Origin of the sequence: Planomicrobium sp. CPCC 101110, from assembly GCF_007859395.1 — a bacterium.
GTDB lineage: Bacteria > Bacillota > Bacilli > Bacillales_A > Planococcaceae > Planococcus.
Genome location: NZ_VOHD01000008.1, coordinates 71,292 through 88,143 on the forward strand (window position 1 = coordinate 71,292; position 16,852 = coordinate 88,143).

Genomic DNA, 16,852 nt, shown 5'->3' on the forward strand with positions numbered 1-16,852 from the left:
CGTTCCATAAACTCCTTGCTGCCAGCCGCCTTGTTAACTTACATCACAAAAATTTTTAAGGGGAATTATATTTTGGCGGACTTTATTTTATAATGAAACAAAACGCTTTTTCTTAAAGGGGAATGAAGAATGCAGCAGCCAGCAGTTGAAAAGCCCAAAAATCAGTTGCTGCCTTGGTTTGTTTTAATCGTCGGCGGATTGTTTATGATTCCTACATTGCCGTTCACTTTGCTTCTGGTACTCATGCCATTATGGAAACCGGATGAAGTCAGTTTTTTTTCAATGCTATTCACTTCGATTCTCGCAGGCTTATGCATATTGGCAATTAGGGCAATGCGGCGTGCTTTCAAAAGCCTTCGGCCATCCAAAACAGCCGATGAGAAAATTGCAATTCCGCACCCGGAGGCACCTGTCCATAACGCCGCACCGGCACAGCCCACAGCAAAAAAGCCTTTATGGCCCTGGATGATTATCGTTCCTGGTGCTTTGCTGTTGATCGCCTCAGGTCCCGGAGCTATGATGCTGCCCATCATGCCGTTGTATTTGGCGGCTATGTCCACTGATTCCGGAACAACGCCCGATCACGTGCCAGCGCTCATCATCGGCATTGGTTACGCACTCCTTTCCGGATACATCTTGCTGCTCGTAAAAGCGGTGAACGCGCTGCGGGGGAAATAACAAGAAAAACAGGATCCTTTTTCAAGCAGCTGCTTGAGAAAGGATCCTGTTTTTTGTCTATTTATCGTTTATTCGATTACTACAACTGTCTCCCAGCCATCGTATTCTCCCTGGTACCTCGCTGAAATTTCCACCAGGAAGTCCGTCAATTCATCGATGGCATTGTAGGTGACAAAATCGACTCGTGATATGCACATAACGTAATTGCCTTCATCATCTTTTTCGAAAGAACCTTCCTCAATCGTGAAGCCTTCCTGTTGAATGCTGTCCGCAAACCGCTTCATTGTTTTTTCACTTTGAAACAAGACAAAATGCTCTACCCGCCGCGGCGCTTCCAGATCATCGCCCGACATCGCAAGCGTTTCCAGCACTTCGTGGTTGCCCATATGCTGAAATTGGAAAGAATCCGGATAAAGGAATTCAAAATAAAAATCCCAGCTCTGGGTTTCCTCCAGCTTGAAAACTTCCACTTCGTAGCCGGCTAAGAAATACAGCCGGTTCGCAATCAGCGCAAGTTCTTCCTCTTCTTCATGCGGCGAATAGAAAAAGATATCCCGATTGCCGTCGGTCGTCAGTTTTCCGACGTTGGCGTATCCCTTAAGTTCGGCGGCTTCAAGAAGCTCTTCTTCGACAATCGTCAGCCGATCTGCTTCCGCTCCCGCATGCAAGCCGTCTTCGTTGGGCTTTTTCAGCGGCAGCCGCACCGCAAAGGCATTCTTATACTCTTCCATATCAAGTTCTTGCGAAACCTCCATATCCAAAACGATTGATGCCGGTTTGCCATCAATTAAATCCACATACGCATTCCAGTATTCCGACATTTCAATCCCTCCACTCTATGGATAATTTCTCGGCCGCTAGAGGCCGCTCATTTTCAACTCTAATAGTAAGAGTTGAATTTATTATACTTTTTTTCAAAGGAAATGAAATAAAAATTTTCTGACTTCTGAAGTTTTTTGATATTCTTCTGTTGTATAATCAGAAAAAAAGGAGTGGTGTATCCGTGAAGATGGTTCAATCAGGAACCGTTTACCAACTGACATTCATGCCGCGCTTTTTCCCTGTGAGCTGCTATTTGGTCGAAGAAGAAACCGAATTGACTTTGGTCGATGCCGCGCTTCCCTTCAGTTGCAAGGGCATTTTGAAAGCGGCCAGGAAAATCGGCAAGCCCATTACCAATATTATTTTGACGCATGCCCACAGCGACCATATCGGTTCGCTCGATTCTTTGAAGGCGAAGCTGCCGGAGGCCATGATATCAATCTCATCGCGGGATGCGCGCTTATTGGCCGGCGACAAAAGCCTGCTCCCGGAAGAAGCTGGGCATCCGATAAAAGGCGGAGTTCCAAAAAACATCAAATCCAAGCCGGATATCCTTCTTGCTGAGGGTGATATCATCGGTTCTCTGGAAGTGATTTTTTCACCCGGCCACACACCAGGCTCCATCTCGCTTCTCGACCGGCGCACCAATAGCCTGATTGCGGGGGATGCACTCCATACAAGAGGCGGAGTTGCTGTTTCAGGCACTTTCAAACCGCTGTTTCCTTTTCCTGCACTTGCCACTTGGAACAAACAGGCCGCGCTTGCAAGCGCTAAAAAGCTGCAAAATTTCCAACCGCGATTATTGGCAGTCGGACATGGAAGAATGATTGAAAATCCTGCGAAAGCATTTCAAAAAGCTATAAAGGAAAGTGAAAAAAACTTAAGATGAAAAGCAAAGCCGCTTTCCCGGAATTTCGTATTTTTCGGAAAGCGGCTTTTCATATAAAACAAAGTGAAGTATCAAATCCATTTTTTGGATTCCGGCCCAATGGCGTTCAACCCTTTCCGCAGGAAACTCCTGATTGCAAAATACCAGTAAATCCACTCCACTTTTCTGGCTTCAAGCAAGTTCCCGACAAGCCTTTTTTCAAAATTTCCTGCCGCAAAATAATGCAGTTGCTCGTTCACGCGTCCATCCCACATGATTTTCAATATATGTTTTTTTATTTGGCGTGAAGATAAGGTGCTGCGGGGATGGAAAAGATTCGAAAAACAGGCTATGATTCGGGTCGTATAAGACTCTTCGACCAAGTCGGCATTCCTTCCAGCATAAGCATGATTTCGCCATAGGAATTCCCTTGTCCGCTGAAAAAGCAGCTGCTGGTTCTCAAACAGGTCGGGACGGAAAGTGCTGGTGATTGATCCGCTGTTTGATGTCATATAATTGTAGAAGGGATTTTCAATAATTTTCACATGGCTGCATTTTTCCAAATAGCCAAGATTGAATAGCATGTCTTCTCCGCGGATTACATCGCAGTCAAACCGCAAGCCGTTTTCTCTGATGATTTCCGATATATAAATTTTGTTCCAGTTGAAATGGATATAATAGTCCCGATAAAGTTCGCCAAAGAAGCCCAGCAACTCTTCTTTTTCAAAACTGCCGGTCTTATAAAAACAAAAAATTTCATCGCTGATCACTTGATCACTGCATTCGAGCATGTTCTTGAACCCGCAAATGACCAGCTGATGCGCTTCTCCGAGCGCATTCACCATACTTTTAGTCATATGCGGTTCAATCGTATCATCGCCATCGACAAACTGGATATACGTTCCTTTCGCGGCATCAATCCCTCTATTCCTGGCCGCTGATGGTCCGGCATTTTCCTGATGCAGCACTCTTATCCGGCCATCCCTTTGGGCGTATGCTTCGCATACTTTGCCACTTCCATCCGCAGAACCGTCATTTATAAGAAGCAGCTCAATATTTCCATAAGTTTGCTGCAAAATGCTTGTTATGCAATTGCCGATAAAGGTCTCCGAATTATAGACAGGGACAATGATGCTGACCAACTTTTCCCCCTTCAAAGTTTCCCCTCCTTTTCGCTATGCGTCCAGGCCACTCGCCCTTCCTTTAATCGTTTTATTCTCTAAAGAATGTACTATCTCCTTCTCGGCAGTCTCCCACAGGAATCCATGCACCGGCTGATGCCATATCGGGTCAAAAGCGCAGAATAAGAAGGTCCCTCTCTTGGCTGGAGAGGGACCTTCTTATTTTATTCATCTATATAACTGGCATACACAAGCAACCTTTCCTCGCGTGTGCCAAGGGAATGGTTGTATGTGCCGGAACATGTGATCAGAACCAATTCCGGCGAAGAAGTATAGCCGAAAATTGCAGATATATCGGCTATTTCAAGCTGTACCGACTCCATTGCACGCACTTGGAACGCCAGTTTCTCCCCTCCTCCTTCCACTATTATCCGATCTCCTTGCCTCAATTGCGACAGGTCCCAAAACACGGCCGGTCCGTCCATTCCATCCACATGCCCCGCAATAACGGCACGCCCATTCTGTCCTGGCCGATACCCCGGTTCAAACCAGCTAACCTCTTCGATATTGTCCGGTACAGCCATTGTCCCGTCTTTTGCAATGCCCAGGTGTTGGACAACCGCTTCGACTCCTATGGCCGGAATGGATATTTTTTCTGGATTAATGCTTTCCCGTTTGATGGCGTTGACTGGATTTTCTCCGGCAGACTGATGTGAAAGCGAAACTGCCGGCGGGTTTTTTACAGTAAAATCGACATCTTCACTCCGGATGCTTACTTCATCTTCTGCACTGCTGCATCCAGCTAAGAAAACGATTGACAGGAAAATCAGCTTCTTAGTTTTGAACGCGTTTTTTCCAAACAAAGCCGCTCGCTCCAACTACTAAAATAAGCCCCCCCATTACTAATAACCAAGAATTTTGAAGCGGATCAGGAGTGCCTAGGCCGGTAGTCGGCATACCATTCGGAGAACCTGCACTTTCATAATCCACTAATGCCAGCACTTCAAGCTCATCCGCACTGTTCACGGCAAAAATGCTATAGACTGTGCCTGCTGCCAGTTCCGTTCCTCCAAGCGGCAGGACTTGCGTACCATCAGGCAAACGAATCTCAAGATCATATGTGCCGGCGTCCAATTCTGCATAATCTGTAATACCAGGGAACTCAGCTCCGCTGAAGAGTGCGTCTCCGCCTACCAAACCGACATCAACTGCCGGGGCATCCGGCGATAAATGGCCGACACGGACTTTTGCTTTTCCTTCTGATACTTCCATCGAATCTTCGGCAACCACAAATTCCAGTGCGTCAACAGTATTGGCTGCAGCCACTGTATAGGCTTTTCCTGCTTCAACTGCCAAATCGGCTTGCAGCACCCCTTCGCCTTCGGCATATTCAGAACCGTTCGCAAAAACTTCCACGTCATGCGTCCCGGCTGGAACATCCAAATACCCGGAATTCGCTTTAAAGGCCACGTTTTCTAAGGCTAATTCGCCATTGACGTAAACATCGACTGCCGGTGCATCGGGTGAAGCATGGACGACCCTGACTTTTCCTGCATCCGCTGCATAGACTCCTGAAACAGTTGTAAAGCCCAAAGCGAAAGCAAAAGCCAGCGAAGCAAATACCTTCTTCATTTTAACCTCTCCTTTTGTATAATTTTTATATAATTGTTATGCAATTTATTTATACTACTTTTTTGACTATATGGCAACTTTTTATTCTGATAATTCAAAAAACACTCATGGGATTATGATTCCTTCCAGACTCCTGAAATTTATGAAGTTAAATCATTCGGCTTACGGGTAAACAGAAAATTAGAAGGCGAAGACAAGAAGATTGCTGTGCTTTAAACGCAAAAAAAGATGCTGCCTCCGGTTAAGCGGGACAACATCCAACAGATTTTATACAAAACTTATATTCGGTTATAGTTTTCTGCTGTCCAAACGCATGATCCATCTCCGCATTGTGCGGCGCTGGCGTTTTTCCTGCGGCAGTATTTCTTTTGCTTTGCTTAATAAAGCTTCGATCTTTTCTTCGATGGCGTTATCTTCGTGCCAGCTGTATTCGTATAAAAAATAGTGGAGCAACCGGATAGCCTCTATGCAGCTAGACTTATCATGAGGGTTCAAGAGGCTGATATCATCCAATATGATCGAGGCCTCATCGTCCTCCTCCAAGTCTTCCTTCTTAGGTCCATATTCATCACAGTATTTCAGCATCTCTTCGTAGAGCTTTTGCAGTTCCTCCGGGATTGCAGCGGACATAAAAGATTCGTATGGATTGATCAACATCTTCTTTCCCCCTCTTTATTCTGCAATTTTAATACAGCTTAACTATTTTTCTTTTGGTGACTTCTTTCTTCTGCCTGATTTTTTAAATTCGACAAAACCTTTATAAAATCCTGCATATTTATTTGTAATACCGAATATTTTTTACAGCACAATTCTATCGGTGCCAGATAAATCATGTTACTTATGCTTACCTGTTTTAAATTTTTTCAAACTTGCATATTTCTTATGCAATATTAAGGAGCGATTCAAGATGAAGCAAAAAGTATTGGTCATCGGAGCTGGCATAGGCGGGCTGACAGCTGGCGCTTTGCTTGCAAAGCATGGATTTGAAGTCACCCTGCTTGAAGCTTCTTCAGAATTCGGAGGCAGTGCAGGAAAGTTCAAGCGAAAATCGTTTTTGTTTCCAGCAGGAGCTACGCTTGGCATGGGGCTGGAGCCTGGCGGCATCCATGAGCGCGTCTTCCGTTATTTAGAGAAACCTATGCCGCTCAAGCCGCTTGAAACTGTCATGGAGATGGTTCATCCGGGAAAAACATTTGTTTTCCTGAGAGACCGGGATCACCATATCAGCCAAATTTTCCGTTATTTTCCTGAACACGAAAAAAGTTTGCGAGATTTCTATCAGGAAATCTATAAAACCGCCTTCCTAGTCCGAACGCTAATGGGACCGCTGCCAGCCTTGCCGCCTGCCAATATCAAAGAGTGGACTGGCTTGTTGCGCTCGCTTCGGTTAAAGCATGGCCGCCTCTTGCCTTTATTCAACAAAACGCTCGGCCAAAGGCTGAAAGTCCATCGCTTGGACGGGCTTGCCCCTTTCCGCAAAATGCTTGATGGCTTATTGATTGACAGCATGCAAACGGACAGTGAACATGTGTCTTTTTTGCTTGCAGCTGTCGCACTCGATATCTATCATGAAGGGGCTTATTATGTTCCGGGAGGTTTATATCAGTTCGCTGAATTGATGGCAGAGAGCATTCAGGAAAACGGCGGCATGTTAAAAAAGCGCCGGACCATCACTAAACTTGAACAAAACGGAAGCCAATGGCTGGCAACGGACCAGCGCGGAAATTCTTATGAGGCGACAGATGTTGTATTGAATGTACCGATTCAACAATTCTCCTCTCTTATGGCGCCTGATTTGATTGCCGGATTAAAAAAGCCGCTCCGCACCGGGATGCAGACGCCAACTTGGACAACTTTGACGCTTTATATCGCAGTGGACGCAAATAAACTGCTGGCCCCTTTACCGCCGTTTCGGCAAATCTCCACCGGTTCAGGTGATTCCCTTACAGAAGGGGAGCATTTCTTCATGTCCGCTTCTCGTATCGGGGATCTTCTTCGGGCTCCGGAAGGATATCAAACCGTAACAGTTTCCACCCATTCTAAAGCACAGCTCTGGGATACAAAGGAAAAATATGATGCCATGCGCGAAATATTGACAAATCGAATGCTGCTGGCGATTGAGCAAGTGATTCCCTATTTCCGGGATGCTATTGTCCACTTGGAAACAGGAGCCCCTAAAGGCTGGGAACGCTATACCGGCCGGCCAAACGGCTATGTCGGCGGATTTCCGCAAACGCTGGATAATGCATTGTTCCGTTCCATTTCCCATCATTCGGGATTGCCCGGTCTTTACGTTTGCGGCGACCATATTTTCCCTGGCGGCGGCACTATCGGCGCAGCGGCGAGCGGGATCCACGCTGCCCGCTCCGTATCAGGGAACCGGCTTGTTTAATGGGCCATTCAAAAACAGGAATCCACACATATCGTATACCAATATAATTATAATTTTTTCTTTTATACAGGCTTTAGGAAACTTCACTTAAAAAACCTTCTTTTGTGAGTAATATAAAATAACTCCCATTGAGTTTAGTAGTTTAAATGAATGGGTAAATCTATTTTTATATAATTTATAAGAGGAGGACCCAAGATGGATCAATATTCAACGGGAGCTGATAAACCAGACAGCCCCAAAAAATCTGTTAGAAAAATCGCTATAATATCCACGTTCGGCGGGCTGCTCTTCGGATACGATACAGGAGTCATAAATGGCGCTTTGCCATTCATGTCCAGAGAAGACCAACTCAATCTTACCCCTTTTACTGAAGGCCTCGTTACAAGCTCGCTTTTGTTCGGAGCGGCGTTCGGCGCTATGTTCACCGGAAGGCTGGCTGACCGGTTCGGACGCAGGAAAGCCCTCCTTTTTCTTGCTATCTTCTTTTTGATAACAACGCTCGGCTGCACGTTTGCGCCGAACGTGCCAATAATGATTGCGTTTCGCTTCTTGCTCGGCCTTGCGGTTGGTGGAGCTTCAGTAACAGTTCCAACTTTCCTTGCTGAAATGGCGCCAGTTGAGCGCAGGGGGCAAATTGTTACCCAAAACGAACTGATGATTGTCTCCGGCCAATTATTGGCTTATGTAACCAACGCTATCCTTGCCAATGTCTTTGAAGATTCCGGGCATGTGTGGCGATATATGCTTGTTCTAGCAACCCTTCCGGCAATTGCGTTATGGATCGGAATGTTTATCGTTCCTGAAAGTCCACGCTGGTATGCAACCAAAGGCAAATTCGGCGAAGCACTGAATGTTTTGCGCAAAATACGGAGTGAACATCATGCACAGTCAGAAATAGAAGAAATCAAGGATTCGCTCGGCGAAGAATCGAAAGTCCAAAAAGCTTCATTCAAAGATTTGACCATTCCCTGGATCCGGCGCATTGTTATTCTAGGAATCGGGCTTGGGGTCGTTCAGCAAATTACCGGTGTCAATTCCATCATGTATTATGGAACCCAAATTCTTGAACAGTCCGGCTTTTCGACGAAAGCAGCCTTGACGGCGAACATTGCCAACGGAGTCATTTCTGTGCTCGCTACCTTTGTCGGCATTTGGCTTCTCGGCCGTGTTGGCCGCCGCCCGCTGTTGCTTGGCGGACTGATCGGCACCACTGCCACCTTATTGCTGATCGGGATTTTCTCGAATGTTCTTGAAGGGTCGGCTATTTTGCCTTACGTCGTACTGTCATTGACGGTCACATTCCTAGCGTTCCAGCAAGGCGCAATTTCCCCGGTTACTTGGCTTGTTTTGTCCGCCATTTTCCCTCTTAAACTGCGCGGCATCGGCATGGGAGTGGCAGTGTTCTGGAGCTGGATTACAAATTTCGCAATCGGCTTTGCATTTCCGATTTTGCTTGATGCAATCGGCTTGTCAAGCACGTTCTGCTTCTTTGCAATTTTCGGTGTAGGTGCCATTGCCTTTATCTACAAATTCATGCCGGAAATCAAAGGCCACACTTTGGAGGAAATCGAACATCATTTCCATAGCCATAGCAGAAGTACAAAAATCAAGAAAAATCCGGCCAACACCCTTTCCAGCACTTAAATTGAAATACTCCTGTCCCGCCTTCCTGGCTGGCGCAGGAGTATTTTCTTTTATCCTGGATATGCTTTTTCTTCTGTCATGCTTTCACTGCATTCCCTTCTGACAAACCTCAGTATTTGATAATAAAACTGCATTCTTGCATATTTAGGCTTATAATAGTACTAATGAAAGTTTTTTAATTATTCAAAAATCTTTTCGCTCTGTTGATATTCCTATCATTTTCATATTTGAGCAGAACTTTTATATTTATGCGTCCAATTTGCCGAGGAGGGGTCATGTTGAAAAAGTATGTACTGGATTTCCAAGATATCGAAAAAGAAGATTTATCGCTTGTAGGCGGAAAAGGGGTGAATCTTGGGGAAATGGCAAAGATCCCGAGAGTGCGGGTGCCCATAGGTTTTTGTGTGACAACCGAGGCCTATAAAAAAATGTTGGAACAATATCCCGAAATCAACGAACTGCTCGAGCATCTCACTCCTTTGACTGCCGAAGACATCGAACAGATCCGGGAACTGTCGCAAGCCATAAGGGAGACAATTGAAAAAACGGTCATTCCTCCTGATGTGCTGGAAGATATACTTCGGTTGTTCCTGAATTTCGGAGAAAATTTCTTTTACGCAGTCCGCTCGAGTGCAACGGCAGAAGACTTGCCTGCCGCTTCATTTGCCGGGCAGCACGATACGTACTTGAATGTCCATGGCCAGCGGGCCATCTTGCACCATATCCGGAAGTGCTGGGCTTCCCTCTTTTCGGAACGGGCTATTGTGTATCGGATTCAGAATGGTTTTGACCACCGTAAAGTTTACTTGTCAGTAGTCATTCAGCAGATGGTCTATCCTGAAGCTTCAGGAATTCTTTTCACTGCAGATCCCATCACCTCAAACCGCCACGTGCTGTCCATCGACGCCAGTTTCGGTCTTGGCGAAGCCTTAGTGGCAGGTATTGTGACCGCAGATAATTACAAAGTCCGCGAAGGGAAAATACTTGAAAAAACACTGGCTGAAAAAAAAGTGGCGATTGTTCCGTTGAATAATGGCGGAATTGACAAACGGGAAATTGCCACTTCCCAGCAAAAAAACCAAACCCTCACTGATGAACAAATTTTGCACTTGGAAAACTTGGCAAGGAAGATTGAAGGGCATTTCCGTTCACCGCAGGACATTGAATGGTGCCTGGCCGATGGTGTTTTTTACTTTGTCCAAAGCCGCCCTATCACGACTTTGTATCCGCTGCCGGACAAAATGGACGGCAACCTTCGGGTTTACCTGTCGTTTGCCCACCAACAAATGATGACCGACCCTATCCGTCCGCTCGGTATATCTTTTATCGAGCTTCTTCATGCCCATAACCTGAATCGCGCAGGAGGGCGAATATATATTGATGTGACACATGACTTGGCTTCTCCCCTTTCCCGAAGAGCTTTACTTGGTTCGTTCCGTAAAAATGATCCCTTGACACATAACGCTTTAGTTGCCTTTCGGGAGCGTAAAATACCATTGCCTAAGGGAAAACGAATGTTTTCAATGGGCGGCGGCAGGTTTTCTTGGGGTCTGCCCGCTGAGCTGATCAAATTGTACCGGAATAACGACATGCTGCTGGCCCAGCAATTGATCGCAGAAAACGAAGCATCACTCAAACGACTGGAAAGTGAAATCCAGAAGTTCTCAGGCGATGAACTGTTTGCTTTTATCGAGCAGGACCAAACCGAACTCCTTAAACTTCTGAGCAACAAAAAAAGCATGGCTGCCATCTTCCTTGGTTTATATGCCGCTTCCTGGCTTAACGATAAAATGGATAAATGGCTGGGGGAAAAAAACGCAGCTGATGTACTGAGCCAATCGGTTCCAAACAATGTTACTTCGGAAATGGGCTATGCTTTGCTTGACGTCTCGGATGTTGTAAGGCAATCTCCAGAGGCAGTGGCGTATTTGGAAACTGCGGAAGATGAAAAATTTTTAGAAGCTCTTGAAGGATATGAAGGCGGAAAAGCCACGAGCAAGTCCATCCGGAATTTCCTGAAAAAGTACGGCGTGCGCTGTTCCGGTGAAATCGACATCACTAACCCCCGGTGGATTGAACAGCCTTCCGCTCTCGTCCCAATGATTTTAAGCAATATCAAGAATTTCGAACCTAATGCCCGGCGCACCAAATTTGAAAAAGGGCGGAAGGAAGCGAAAGAAAAAGAACAGGAATTATTGCGGCGATTGGAACGGCTGCCCCAGGGCAAGAAAAAAGCGAATGCAACAAAAAAACAAATCGACCGTCTCCGGAATTTCATCGGATACCGGGAATATCCGAAATTCGCCATGATCCAGCGCTATTTCCTATACAAACAGGCTCTGATGAAAGAAGCAGCTATTCTCGCGGAAAAAGGGATCCTGCAAAAGAAAGAAGATGTTTTCTTCTTGAACTTTGACGAGTTCCGGAAAGCTGTGAGGACTGAAAAAGTGAATCTACGCCTTATAGAGGACCGGAAGGCGGACCATATCCATTTTGAAAAACTGGATCCTCCCCGTGTGATGACGTCTGAAGGCGAAATCATTTCCGGCCGTCCCATTGCCGAAAATCTTCCGGCTGATGCATTGCCTGGCATCGCCGTCTCTTCTGGAATTGCGGAAGGCAGGGCTCGGGTCATCTTGAAAATGGAAGATGCCGTCTTGGAAAAAGACGATATTCTCGTTACCGTTTTTACCGATCCAAGCTGGACACCATTATTTGTTGCAATCAATGGATTGGTCACGGAAGTCGGCGGTTTGATGACGCACGGCGCTGTTATCGCCAGGGAGTATGGCCTGCCTGCCGTCGTCGGTGTCGAAAATGCCACTAAACACATCAAAGACGGCCAGCGAATCCGGATCAACGGCACAGAAGGATATGTGGAAATTTTGGAGGAAGAGACACAAAAAGGGCCCATCTGAGGCTCTTTTCTTCTATATTCAAATGTTTTGAAATGCGGCCATCCCTCATTCCGCCTTTTAAAGTCCATTGATAGAGCCGGCGTCTCTTTCAGTATTCAAAAAAGTTGCAGAAAATGCGCTTGCTGCGCTTTCTGCAACTTTTCTTTAGGAAGACATCAGCATGCCGCCGTTGACATGAATGCATTGTCCGGTAATATAAGCCCCTTCATCTGAAGCCAACAATACATAGGCTCCGGCATGGTCCGCGGGCTGTCCCGGCCGGCCAAGCGGCGTGGATGTCCCGAATTCTTCAACAGTTTCTTCGTCCATAGTAGCAGGAATAAGCGGCGTCCAAATAGGGCCTGGTGCAACCATGTTCACGCGAATTCCTTTTTTTGCCAAGCTTTGAGCCAAGCTCCGGACGAATCCAACGATGGCGCCTTTTGTTGCCGTATAGTCCATCAATTGAGGGTTCCCCTTATACGGATTGATCGATGTTGTACTGATGATGGCATCGCCTTGCTTCAGGTGCGGAACCGCATGCTTGCTCATGAAAAAGTGCGAGTACATATTCGTGCGGAAAGTTTTATCCCATTGCTCTTCTGTAATCCCTTGAATATCTTCCGTCGGAAATTGGATTGCGGCGTTATTGACCAGTATATTCAGCTGCCCAAGTTCCGATACGGTTTTTTCAACCATTTCCCGGCATGTATCTTCCTTGGATACATCTCCCGGAAGCAGCAGGCAACGTACGCCTTCCGCTTCGATCAAGCGCTTGGTTTCTTCCGCATCATTATGTTCCTCCAAATAATTCACCGCGACGTGCGCCCCTTCTTTGGCATAGGCAATGGCCACTGCGCGGCCGATCCCGCTGTCTCCGCCAGTGATCAAAGCCACTCGGCCCTTCAATTTGCCGCTTCCTTTGTAGTCATAAGGCTGGACCGGTTTTGGATCCATTTCCGATTCCAGCCCCGGCTGATTTTCCTGAGTTTGGGCAGGCTGCCCTTCTTTTTGCCGATCGTAAATGTTCATCGGTATTTTCCTCCTCGTCCAATTTTTCTCACGCTACTCTTTTAGCCTTTCTGTTTATGGATTAAACGCAGTAGCCAAAATCTTGCTAGCGCTTTCACCATTTACAAAATCGTCATAAAATCTTTACATGAAAATCACATTGGATTAGTACTATAGTATTATTATTAAATATACTCGTAAGTATTAAGCATTAAAAAGGAGTTCAGTCCATGCAGCTAGATTTATTGATGACTCGCACAAGCAATCCTTTATGGTATTTTTCGTATTTACTCCGAAAAAGGAGAAAAAACCTGCTGGAATATAAGCAACTGAAAGAATTGCAAGCCATTTTGAAAACACGATCGGTAGACACCTACTTCCAGCCGTTAGTATCTTTAGAAAACGGGGATACAATAGGCTATGAGGTTTTTAACCGGCCGGTTGTTTCCTCTTTGTTCCCGACCACCGAAATGTTCTATGACTTTGTCGGACAGACGGATTTGATATTTTCCCTCGAAAACACTTTTCGGGAAATTTCGTTAAACCGCTTTTCCCAGTGCGTTCAGCTTCAGCCAAGCGAAAAAAATTCGCTGATTTTTTTAAATGTTCATCCGCACATACTGATGGATCCCCATTACCGTACTGGAGAAACATTAAAACTGTTGAAAAGTTATGGATTTTCGCCAGAACAGATCATTTTTGAGATATCGGAAAAAGCTGCCATAGAGAACTACTCCCACTTCGAGGAAATTCTGACCAATTACCGTTCGCAAGGATTCAGGATCGCTTTGGATGACGCAGGGTCTGGTTACAACAGTCTAAAAACGCTTGTTTACTTGAAGCCTGAATTTCTGAAATTGGACAAGACAGTCATCCAAAATATCGACCAAGACCAAACAAAGCAACAATTGGTTAAATTGCTTCTGAATTTTTCTAACGAGTCGAATACTCACTTGATAGCAGAAGGAATTGAAAGCGCTGAAGAACTCCGTTATTTGAGAGAGAATGGCATACATATTGGACAAGGCTACGCTCTTGGGAAACCGAAGCAAGAATTAGTTAAAGGCTCCATGCGTTGAATACCTGCATGGCAATTTAAGTTTTGGGGGAAAATGAGATGTTCACATCTATTGGGGAAATCTATGAGGAAGTGCCATGTGTAGGCCCGGATACAAAAAGCCGTGAAATCGATAAAATATTCAAAGACTTGCCGCACGTGCAAGGCATCATTGTCAAAACAGATGGCCGCCATTTTGCGCTTGTAATGAAAACATCTTTTTATCAAGTGATCGGCAACCAATACGGATACAACCTGTACATGGGCCGGCCCATCGATTTGATCATGAACAAATCTCCGTTGATGGTGGACCACATGCGGCCAATTTTGGAAGTGAGCCAGCTTGCTATGGAAAGGCCGATTAAGGAGCTTTACGACTATGTGATTGTGACAAAAGAAGACCAATGCATGGGCGCAGTCAGTGTCCAAAGTTTACTGCTGGCCTTTGCAAAAATCCAAAAAGAGACCGCTCTGTTGATGAATCCCCTTACCGGACTCCCAGGGAACAATTCAATCAATCATGAATTGGCAAGAATTCTCGAAGCAAAGAATTTCAGCGTCTTGTATATAGACTTGGATAATTTTAAAACTTACAACGATACGTATGGTTTTAAAAAAGGGGACGATTTTCTTTTGGCAACCGCTGAAATTATCACTAGAAATGTTGCCAATAATTTTTTCGGCCACATTGGCGGCGATGATTTCATAGCCATACTGCACCACCATAACTATAAAGAACTGGCCGACAGGATCATCAAGGATTTTGACCGGACCGTCAAAAATTTTTATTCCGAATCCGACTGGACACAGCAATACGTTATCGCCGAAAACCGAGCCGGGACTACTGAGAAAATCCCTCTCGTAAGCATCTCCATCGCCATCGTGACTAATGAAGAGCAAACATTCGACAGCATCCAGCATATTGTAGATGAAGCGGCAATCATAAAGAAACTGTGCAAACAAAGACCATGCAGCTGTTTCATAACCAATTCTTCCAGCCATTGGTCAGGCAATTCATTTGAGATGACAGCAATGGACAGTTAAGCACATAAAAAAAGGGTCCTTTTAGAGGACCCTTTTTTGCACCATCCATTTATTCGATCATGATACGGTGCGATTTTTCTTGTTTTTCTTGTTCCTTAGGACGCGGAACTTGAAGCATCAAGACACCTTCTTTGAACGATCCAGCAATATTTTCCTGTTCAATTTCACCAATATAGAAGCTGCGCCGGAACGAACCGTAAGAGCGTTCTTTGCGGATAAAGCGGCCATCCTGTTCTTCCGCTTCTTTCTTCTGTTCTTTTTTGCCCCGGATTTCCAAATAACCGTCTTTATATTCAACATCAATATCTTCTTTTGTAAATCCAGGCAGATCCACCATAAATTCATAGTGGTTTTCTTTTTCCTTGATGTCTACCTGCGGAAAATGAGTTTCCCCAAAAAATTTATTAAAAAAGTCAGTTTCCAATCCACTTCCTAAAAGGCTTGGGAATAACTCAGTCCGTCTTCTCGGAAATAATGTGTTCATGGTAACCGCTCCTTTGAATTTGATTTTTTGGTGTTCAGCAATTTCCTAAAACTCGATGCAACAGAGAATCAGGTGCACGCAAAAAAGCAACGTGATGGCTGTCCCCTTAGGGTTCTGCCTTCCCACTCCATCACCTTCTTGGCCCACATTGCCAAACTGCTCCTTTCTATTGAAATTTACTGCATACAAAGGTTAATAACTTCCCGAAAATTATTCGACTATTCCGTTTTTTCTATTCCCAATAAAAATTATATTTATTTTTAATGAAATGTCAATTGATTTACTATCTAAAAAATAGATTTCATTATAGATTCGGCAATGTGGCTAACAGCCCAAGAGGCACTGAAAGCCTTTCATTTTCGATAAACCATTCGACTGAATTCTCTTCTTCTTCAGCCGATGCTTTCAGTTTGCTCATTTCTTTGTGAAGCCGTTCCATCTTCTGATCTAACTGGGCCGCAGTAATGGCGGCATCTTTCAATTCCCCGATCAACTTAGCCGGGACTGCACGGTTGTATTTATAAAAAATTTTATGCTCCAAACTTGCCCAGAAATCCATTGCGATTGTTCTGATCTGCACTTCGATGCAGACATGCTCAATGCGGTCAGACATAAATACCGGTATTTGCAAGACCAAGTGCAGGCTTTGATAGCCATTTGATTTCGGATTCTGGATATAATCCTTAATGTCCAATATTTGAATGTCCTTCTGGTTTTGCAGCATTTCACTGATCTGATAGATATCAGAAATGAATGAGCAAGTGATCCGTATCCCCGCAATGTCGCGAATATTTTCTTTGATCGAAGCCAAGGAAAGTTCATACTTTTTCCGATTGATTTTCTCCAGTATGCTTTCGAAAGACTTTAACCGGGATTCAACATGTTCAATCGGATTGTATTCGTGTATGTACTGAAATTCTTGTTTTAAAATGTCGATTTTCGTATTCACTTCATCCAATGCAAACTTATAAGCCATCATAAAACGCGTGACTTCCGTCTTCATGAGCTTGATTTTCTGTGAATTCATTATTGTTTTTTGCGCCATTTTTTCTGCCCCTTCTCTTCACGGCATCCGCAGCTATCCTTTAAGCCTCTTGCATACTTCGGCATGGATGCCTTTGCTTCTCAACGCTTCTACAATTTGAAGTGACGTTTTTCTGTTCATCATGTTCCCTTCCTCCTCCACCGCTAATGAAACCAGG

The 16,852-nt window shown here is 45.0% G+C and carries 15 protein-coding genes; 7 read left to right on the plus strand and 8 right to left on the minus strand.

Going from position 1 to position 16,852, the window contains the following annotated elements; translation table 11 throughout:
• Nucleotides 1-129: 129 nt before the first annotated feature.
• Nucleotides 130-678: a hypothetical protein gene (locus FQV30_RS12235; RefSeq protein ID WP_146500441.1), complete on the plus strand. Its 549-nt coding sequence runs from the start codon at nucleotides 130-132 to the stop codon at nucleotides 676-678.
• 68 nt (nucleotides 679-746) lie between these two features.
• Here FQV30_RS12235 and FQV30_RS12240 read toward each other — a convergent pair whose 3' ends face one another.
• Nucleotides 747-1,499, minus strand: a complete 753-nt coding sequence (locus FQV30_RS12240; protein WP_146500442.1) for a DUF695 domain-containing protein — start codon at nucleotides 1,497-1,499, stop codon at nucleotides 747-749.
• Between the two features lie 182 nt (nucleotides 1,500-1,681).
• Here FQV30_RS12240 and FQV30_RS12245 point away from each other — a divergent pair, with 182 nt between their 5' ends.
• Nucleotides 1,682-2,389, plus strand: coding sequence for an MBL fold metallo-hydrolase (locus FQV30_RS12245; RefSeq protein ID WP_146500443.1), 708 nt, complete (start codon nucleotides 1,682-1,684; stop codon nucleotides 2,387-2,389).
• 71 nt (nucleotides 2,390-2,460) lie between these two features.
• Here the strand turns inward: FQV30_RS12245 and FQV30_RS12250 are convergent, their stop codons facing one another.
• The 4 genes from FQV30_RS12250 to FQV30_RS12265 form a co-directional block, all read right to left on the minus strand.
• Nucleotides 2,461-3,525 carry a glycosyltransferase family 2 protein gene (locus FQV30_RS12250; protein WP_146500444.1) on the minus strand — a complete coding sequence of 355 codons (1,065 nt, stop codon included), beginning with the start codon at nucleotides 3,523-3,525 and terminating at the stop codon, nucleotides 2,461-2,463.
• A gap of 188 nt (nucleotides 3,526-3,713) precedes the next feature.
• Complete coding sequence (locus tag FQV30_RS12255; protein WP_255473436.1) at nucleotides 3,714-4,352, minus strand: class F sortase; 639 nt, start codon at nucleotides 4,350-4,352, stop codon at nucleotides 3,714-3,716.
• Nucleotides 4,324-5,121, minus strand: a complete 798-nt coding sequence (locus FQV30_RS12260) for a DUF4397 domain-containing protein (RefSeq protein ID WP_146500445.1) — start codon at nucleotides 5,119-5,121, stop codon at nucleotides 4,324-4,326. The genes FQV30_RS12255 and FQV30_RS12260 overlap by 29 nt, the downstream gene beginning before the upstream one ends.
• Before the next feature lie 288 nt (nucleotides 5,122-5,409).
• Nucleotides 5,410-5,778 (minus strand): D-aminoacyl-tRNA deacylase, encoded by a 369-nt coding sequence (locus FQV30_RS12265; protein WP_146500446.1) that lies wholly within the window; start codon nucleotides 5,776-5,778, stop codon nucleotides 5,410-5,412.
• Between the two features lie 250 nt (nucleotides 5,779-6,028).
• Here FQV30_RS12265 and FQV30_RS12270 point away from each other — a divergent pair, with 250 nt between their 5' ends.
• The 3 genes from FQV30_RS12270 to ppsA all read left to right on the plus strand — a co-directional run bounded on the left by FQV30_RS12270 (nucleotide 6,029) and on the right by ppsA (nucleotide 12,075).
• Complete coding sequence (locus FQV30_RS12270) at nucleotides 6,029-7,513, plus strand: phytoene desaturase family protein (protein ID WP_146500447.1); 1,485 nt, start codon at nucleotides 6,029-6,031, stop codon at nucleotides 7,511-7,513.
• A 195-nt stretch (nucleotides 7,514-7,708) separates the two neighbouring features.
• Nucleotides 7,709-9,157, plus strand: a complete 1,449-nt coding sequence (locus tag FQV30_RS12275) for a sugar porter family MFS transporter (protein WP_146500448.1) — start codon at nucleotides 7,709-7,711, stop codon at nucleotides 9,155-9,157.
• Nucleotides 9,158-9,435: 278 nt separating this feature from the next.
• Nucleotides 9,436-12,075 (plus strand): phosphoenolpyruvate synthase, encoded by a 2,640-nt coding sequence (gene ppsA / locus FQV30_RS12280; RefSeq protein WP_146500449.1) that lies wholly within the window; start codon nucleotides 9,436-9,438, stop codon nucleotides 12,073-12,075.
• A 144-nt stretch (nucleotides 12,076-12,219) separates the two neighbouring features.
• Here the strand turns inward: ppsA and FQV30_RS12285 are convergent, their stop codons facing one another.
• Nucleotides 12,220-13,086 carry an SDR family oxidoreductase gene (locus FQV30_RS12285; RefSeq protein ID WP_146500450.1) on the minus strand — a complete coding sequence of 289 codons (867 nt, stop codon included), beginning with the start codon at nucleotides 13,084-13,086 and terminating at the stop codon, nucleotides 12,220-12,222.
• Between the two features lie 209 nt (nucleotides 13,087-13,295).
• Here FQV30_RS12285 and FQV30_RS12290 point away from each other — a divergent pair, with 209 nt between their 5' ends.
• Nucleotides 13,296-14,144, plus strand: a complete 849-nt coding sequence (locus FQV30_RS12290) for an EAL domain-containing protein (protein ID WP_146500451.1) — start codon at nucleotides 13,296-13,298, stop codon at nucleotides 14,142-14,144.
• Nucleotides 14,145-14,182: 38 nt separating this feature from the next.
• On the plus strand, nucleotides 14,183-15,166 hold the full coding sequence (locus tag FQV30_RS12295; protein ID WP_146500452.1) for a GGDEF domain-containing protein: 984 nt from the start codon (nucleotides 14,183-14,185) through the stop codon (nucleotides 15,164-15,166).
• A 49-nt stretch (nucleotides 15,167-15,215) separates the two neighbouring features.
• On the opposite strand, the gene FQV30_RS12300 is transcribed toward FQV30_RS12295, so the two are convergent.
• Together FQV30_RS12300 and FQV30_RS12305 are read right to left on the minus strand one after the other, a co-directional pair.
• Complete coding sequence (locus FQV30_RS12300; protein WP_146500453.1) at nucleotides 15,216-15,650, minus strand: Hsp20/alpha crystallin family protein; 435 nt, start codon at nucleotides 15,648-15,650, stop codon at nucleotides 15,216-15,218.
• 304 nt (nucleotides 15,651-15,954) lie between these two features.
• Nucleotides 15,955-16,695: a GTP pyrophosphokinase gene (locus FQV30_RS12305; protein ID WP_146500454.1), complete on the minus strand. Its 741-nt coding sequence runs from the start codon at nucleotides 16,693-16,695 to the stop codon at nucleotides 15,955-15,957.
• Nucleotides 16,696-16,852 lie beyond the last annotated feature (157 nt).

What these genes read in the sequence shown, in the direction of transcription:
- FQV30_RS12235 (WP_146500441.1), top strand. Translation starts at nt 130, where the DNA reads ATGCAGCAGCCAGCAGTTGAAAAGCCCAAAAATCAGTTGCTGCCTTGG.
- FQV30_RS12240 (WP_146500442.1), bottom strand. Translation starts at nt 1,499, where the DNA reads ATGTCGGAATACTGGAATGCGTATGTGGATTTAATTGATGGCAAACCG.
- FQV30_RS12260 (WP_146500445.1), bottom strand. Translation starts at nt 5,121, where the DNA reads ATGAAGAAGGTATTTGCTTCGCTGGCTTTTGCTTTCGCTTTGGGCTTT.
- FQV30_RS12265 (WP_146500446.1), bottom strand. Translation starts at nt 5,778, where the DNA reads ATGTTGATCAATCCATACGAATCTTTTATGTCCGCTGCAATCCCGGAG.
- FQV30_RS12270 (WP_146500447.1), top strand. Translation starts at nt 6,029, where the DNA reads ATGAAGCAAAAAGTATTGGTCATCGGAGCTGGCATAGGCGGGCTGACA.
- FQV30_RS12275 (WP_146500448.1), top strand. Translation starts at nt 7,709, where the DNA reads ATGGATCAATATTCAACGGGAGCTGATAAACCAGACAGCCCCAAAAAA.
- FQV30_RS12285 (WP_146500450.1), bottom strand. Translation starts at nt 13,086, where the DNA reads ATGAACATTTACGATCGGCAAAAAGAAGGGCAGCCTGCCCAAACTCAG.
- FQV30_RS12290 (WP_146500451.1), top strand. Translation starts at nt 13,296, where the DNA reads ATGCAGCTAGATTTATTGATGACTCGCACAAGCAATCCTTTATGGTAT.
- FQV30_RS12295 (WP_146500452.1), top strand. Translation starts at nt 14,183, where the DNA reads ATGTTCACATCTATTGGGGAAATCTATGAGGAAGTGCCATGTGTAGGC.
- FQV30_RS12300 (WP_146500453.1), bottom strand. Translation starts at nt 15,650, where the DNA reads ATGAACACATTATTTCCGAGAAGACGGACTGAGTTATTCCCAAGCCTT.
- FQV30_RS12305 (WP_146500454.1), bottom strand. Translation starts at nt 16,695, where the DNA reads ATGGCGCAAAAAACAATAATGAATTCACAGAAAATCAAGCTCATGAAG.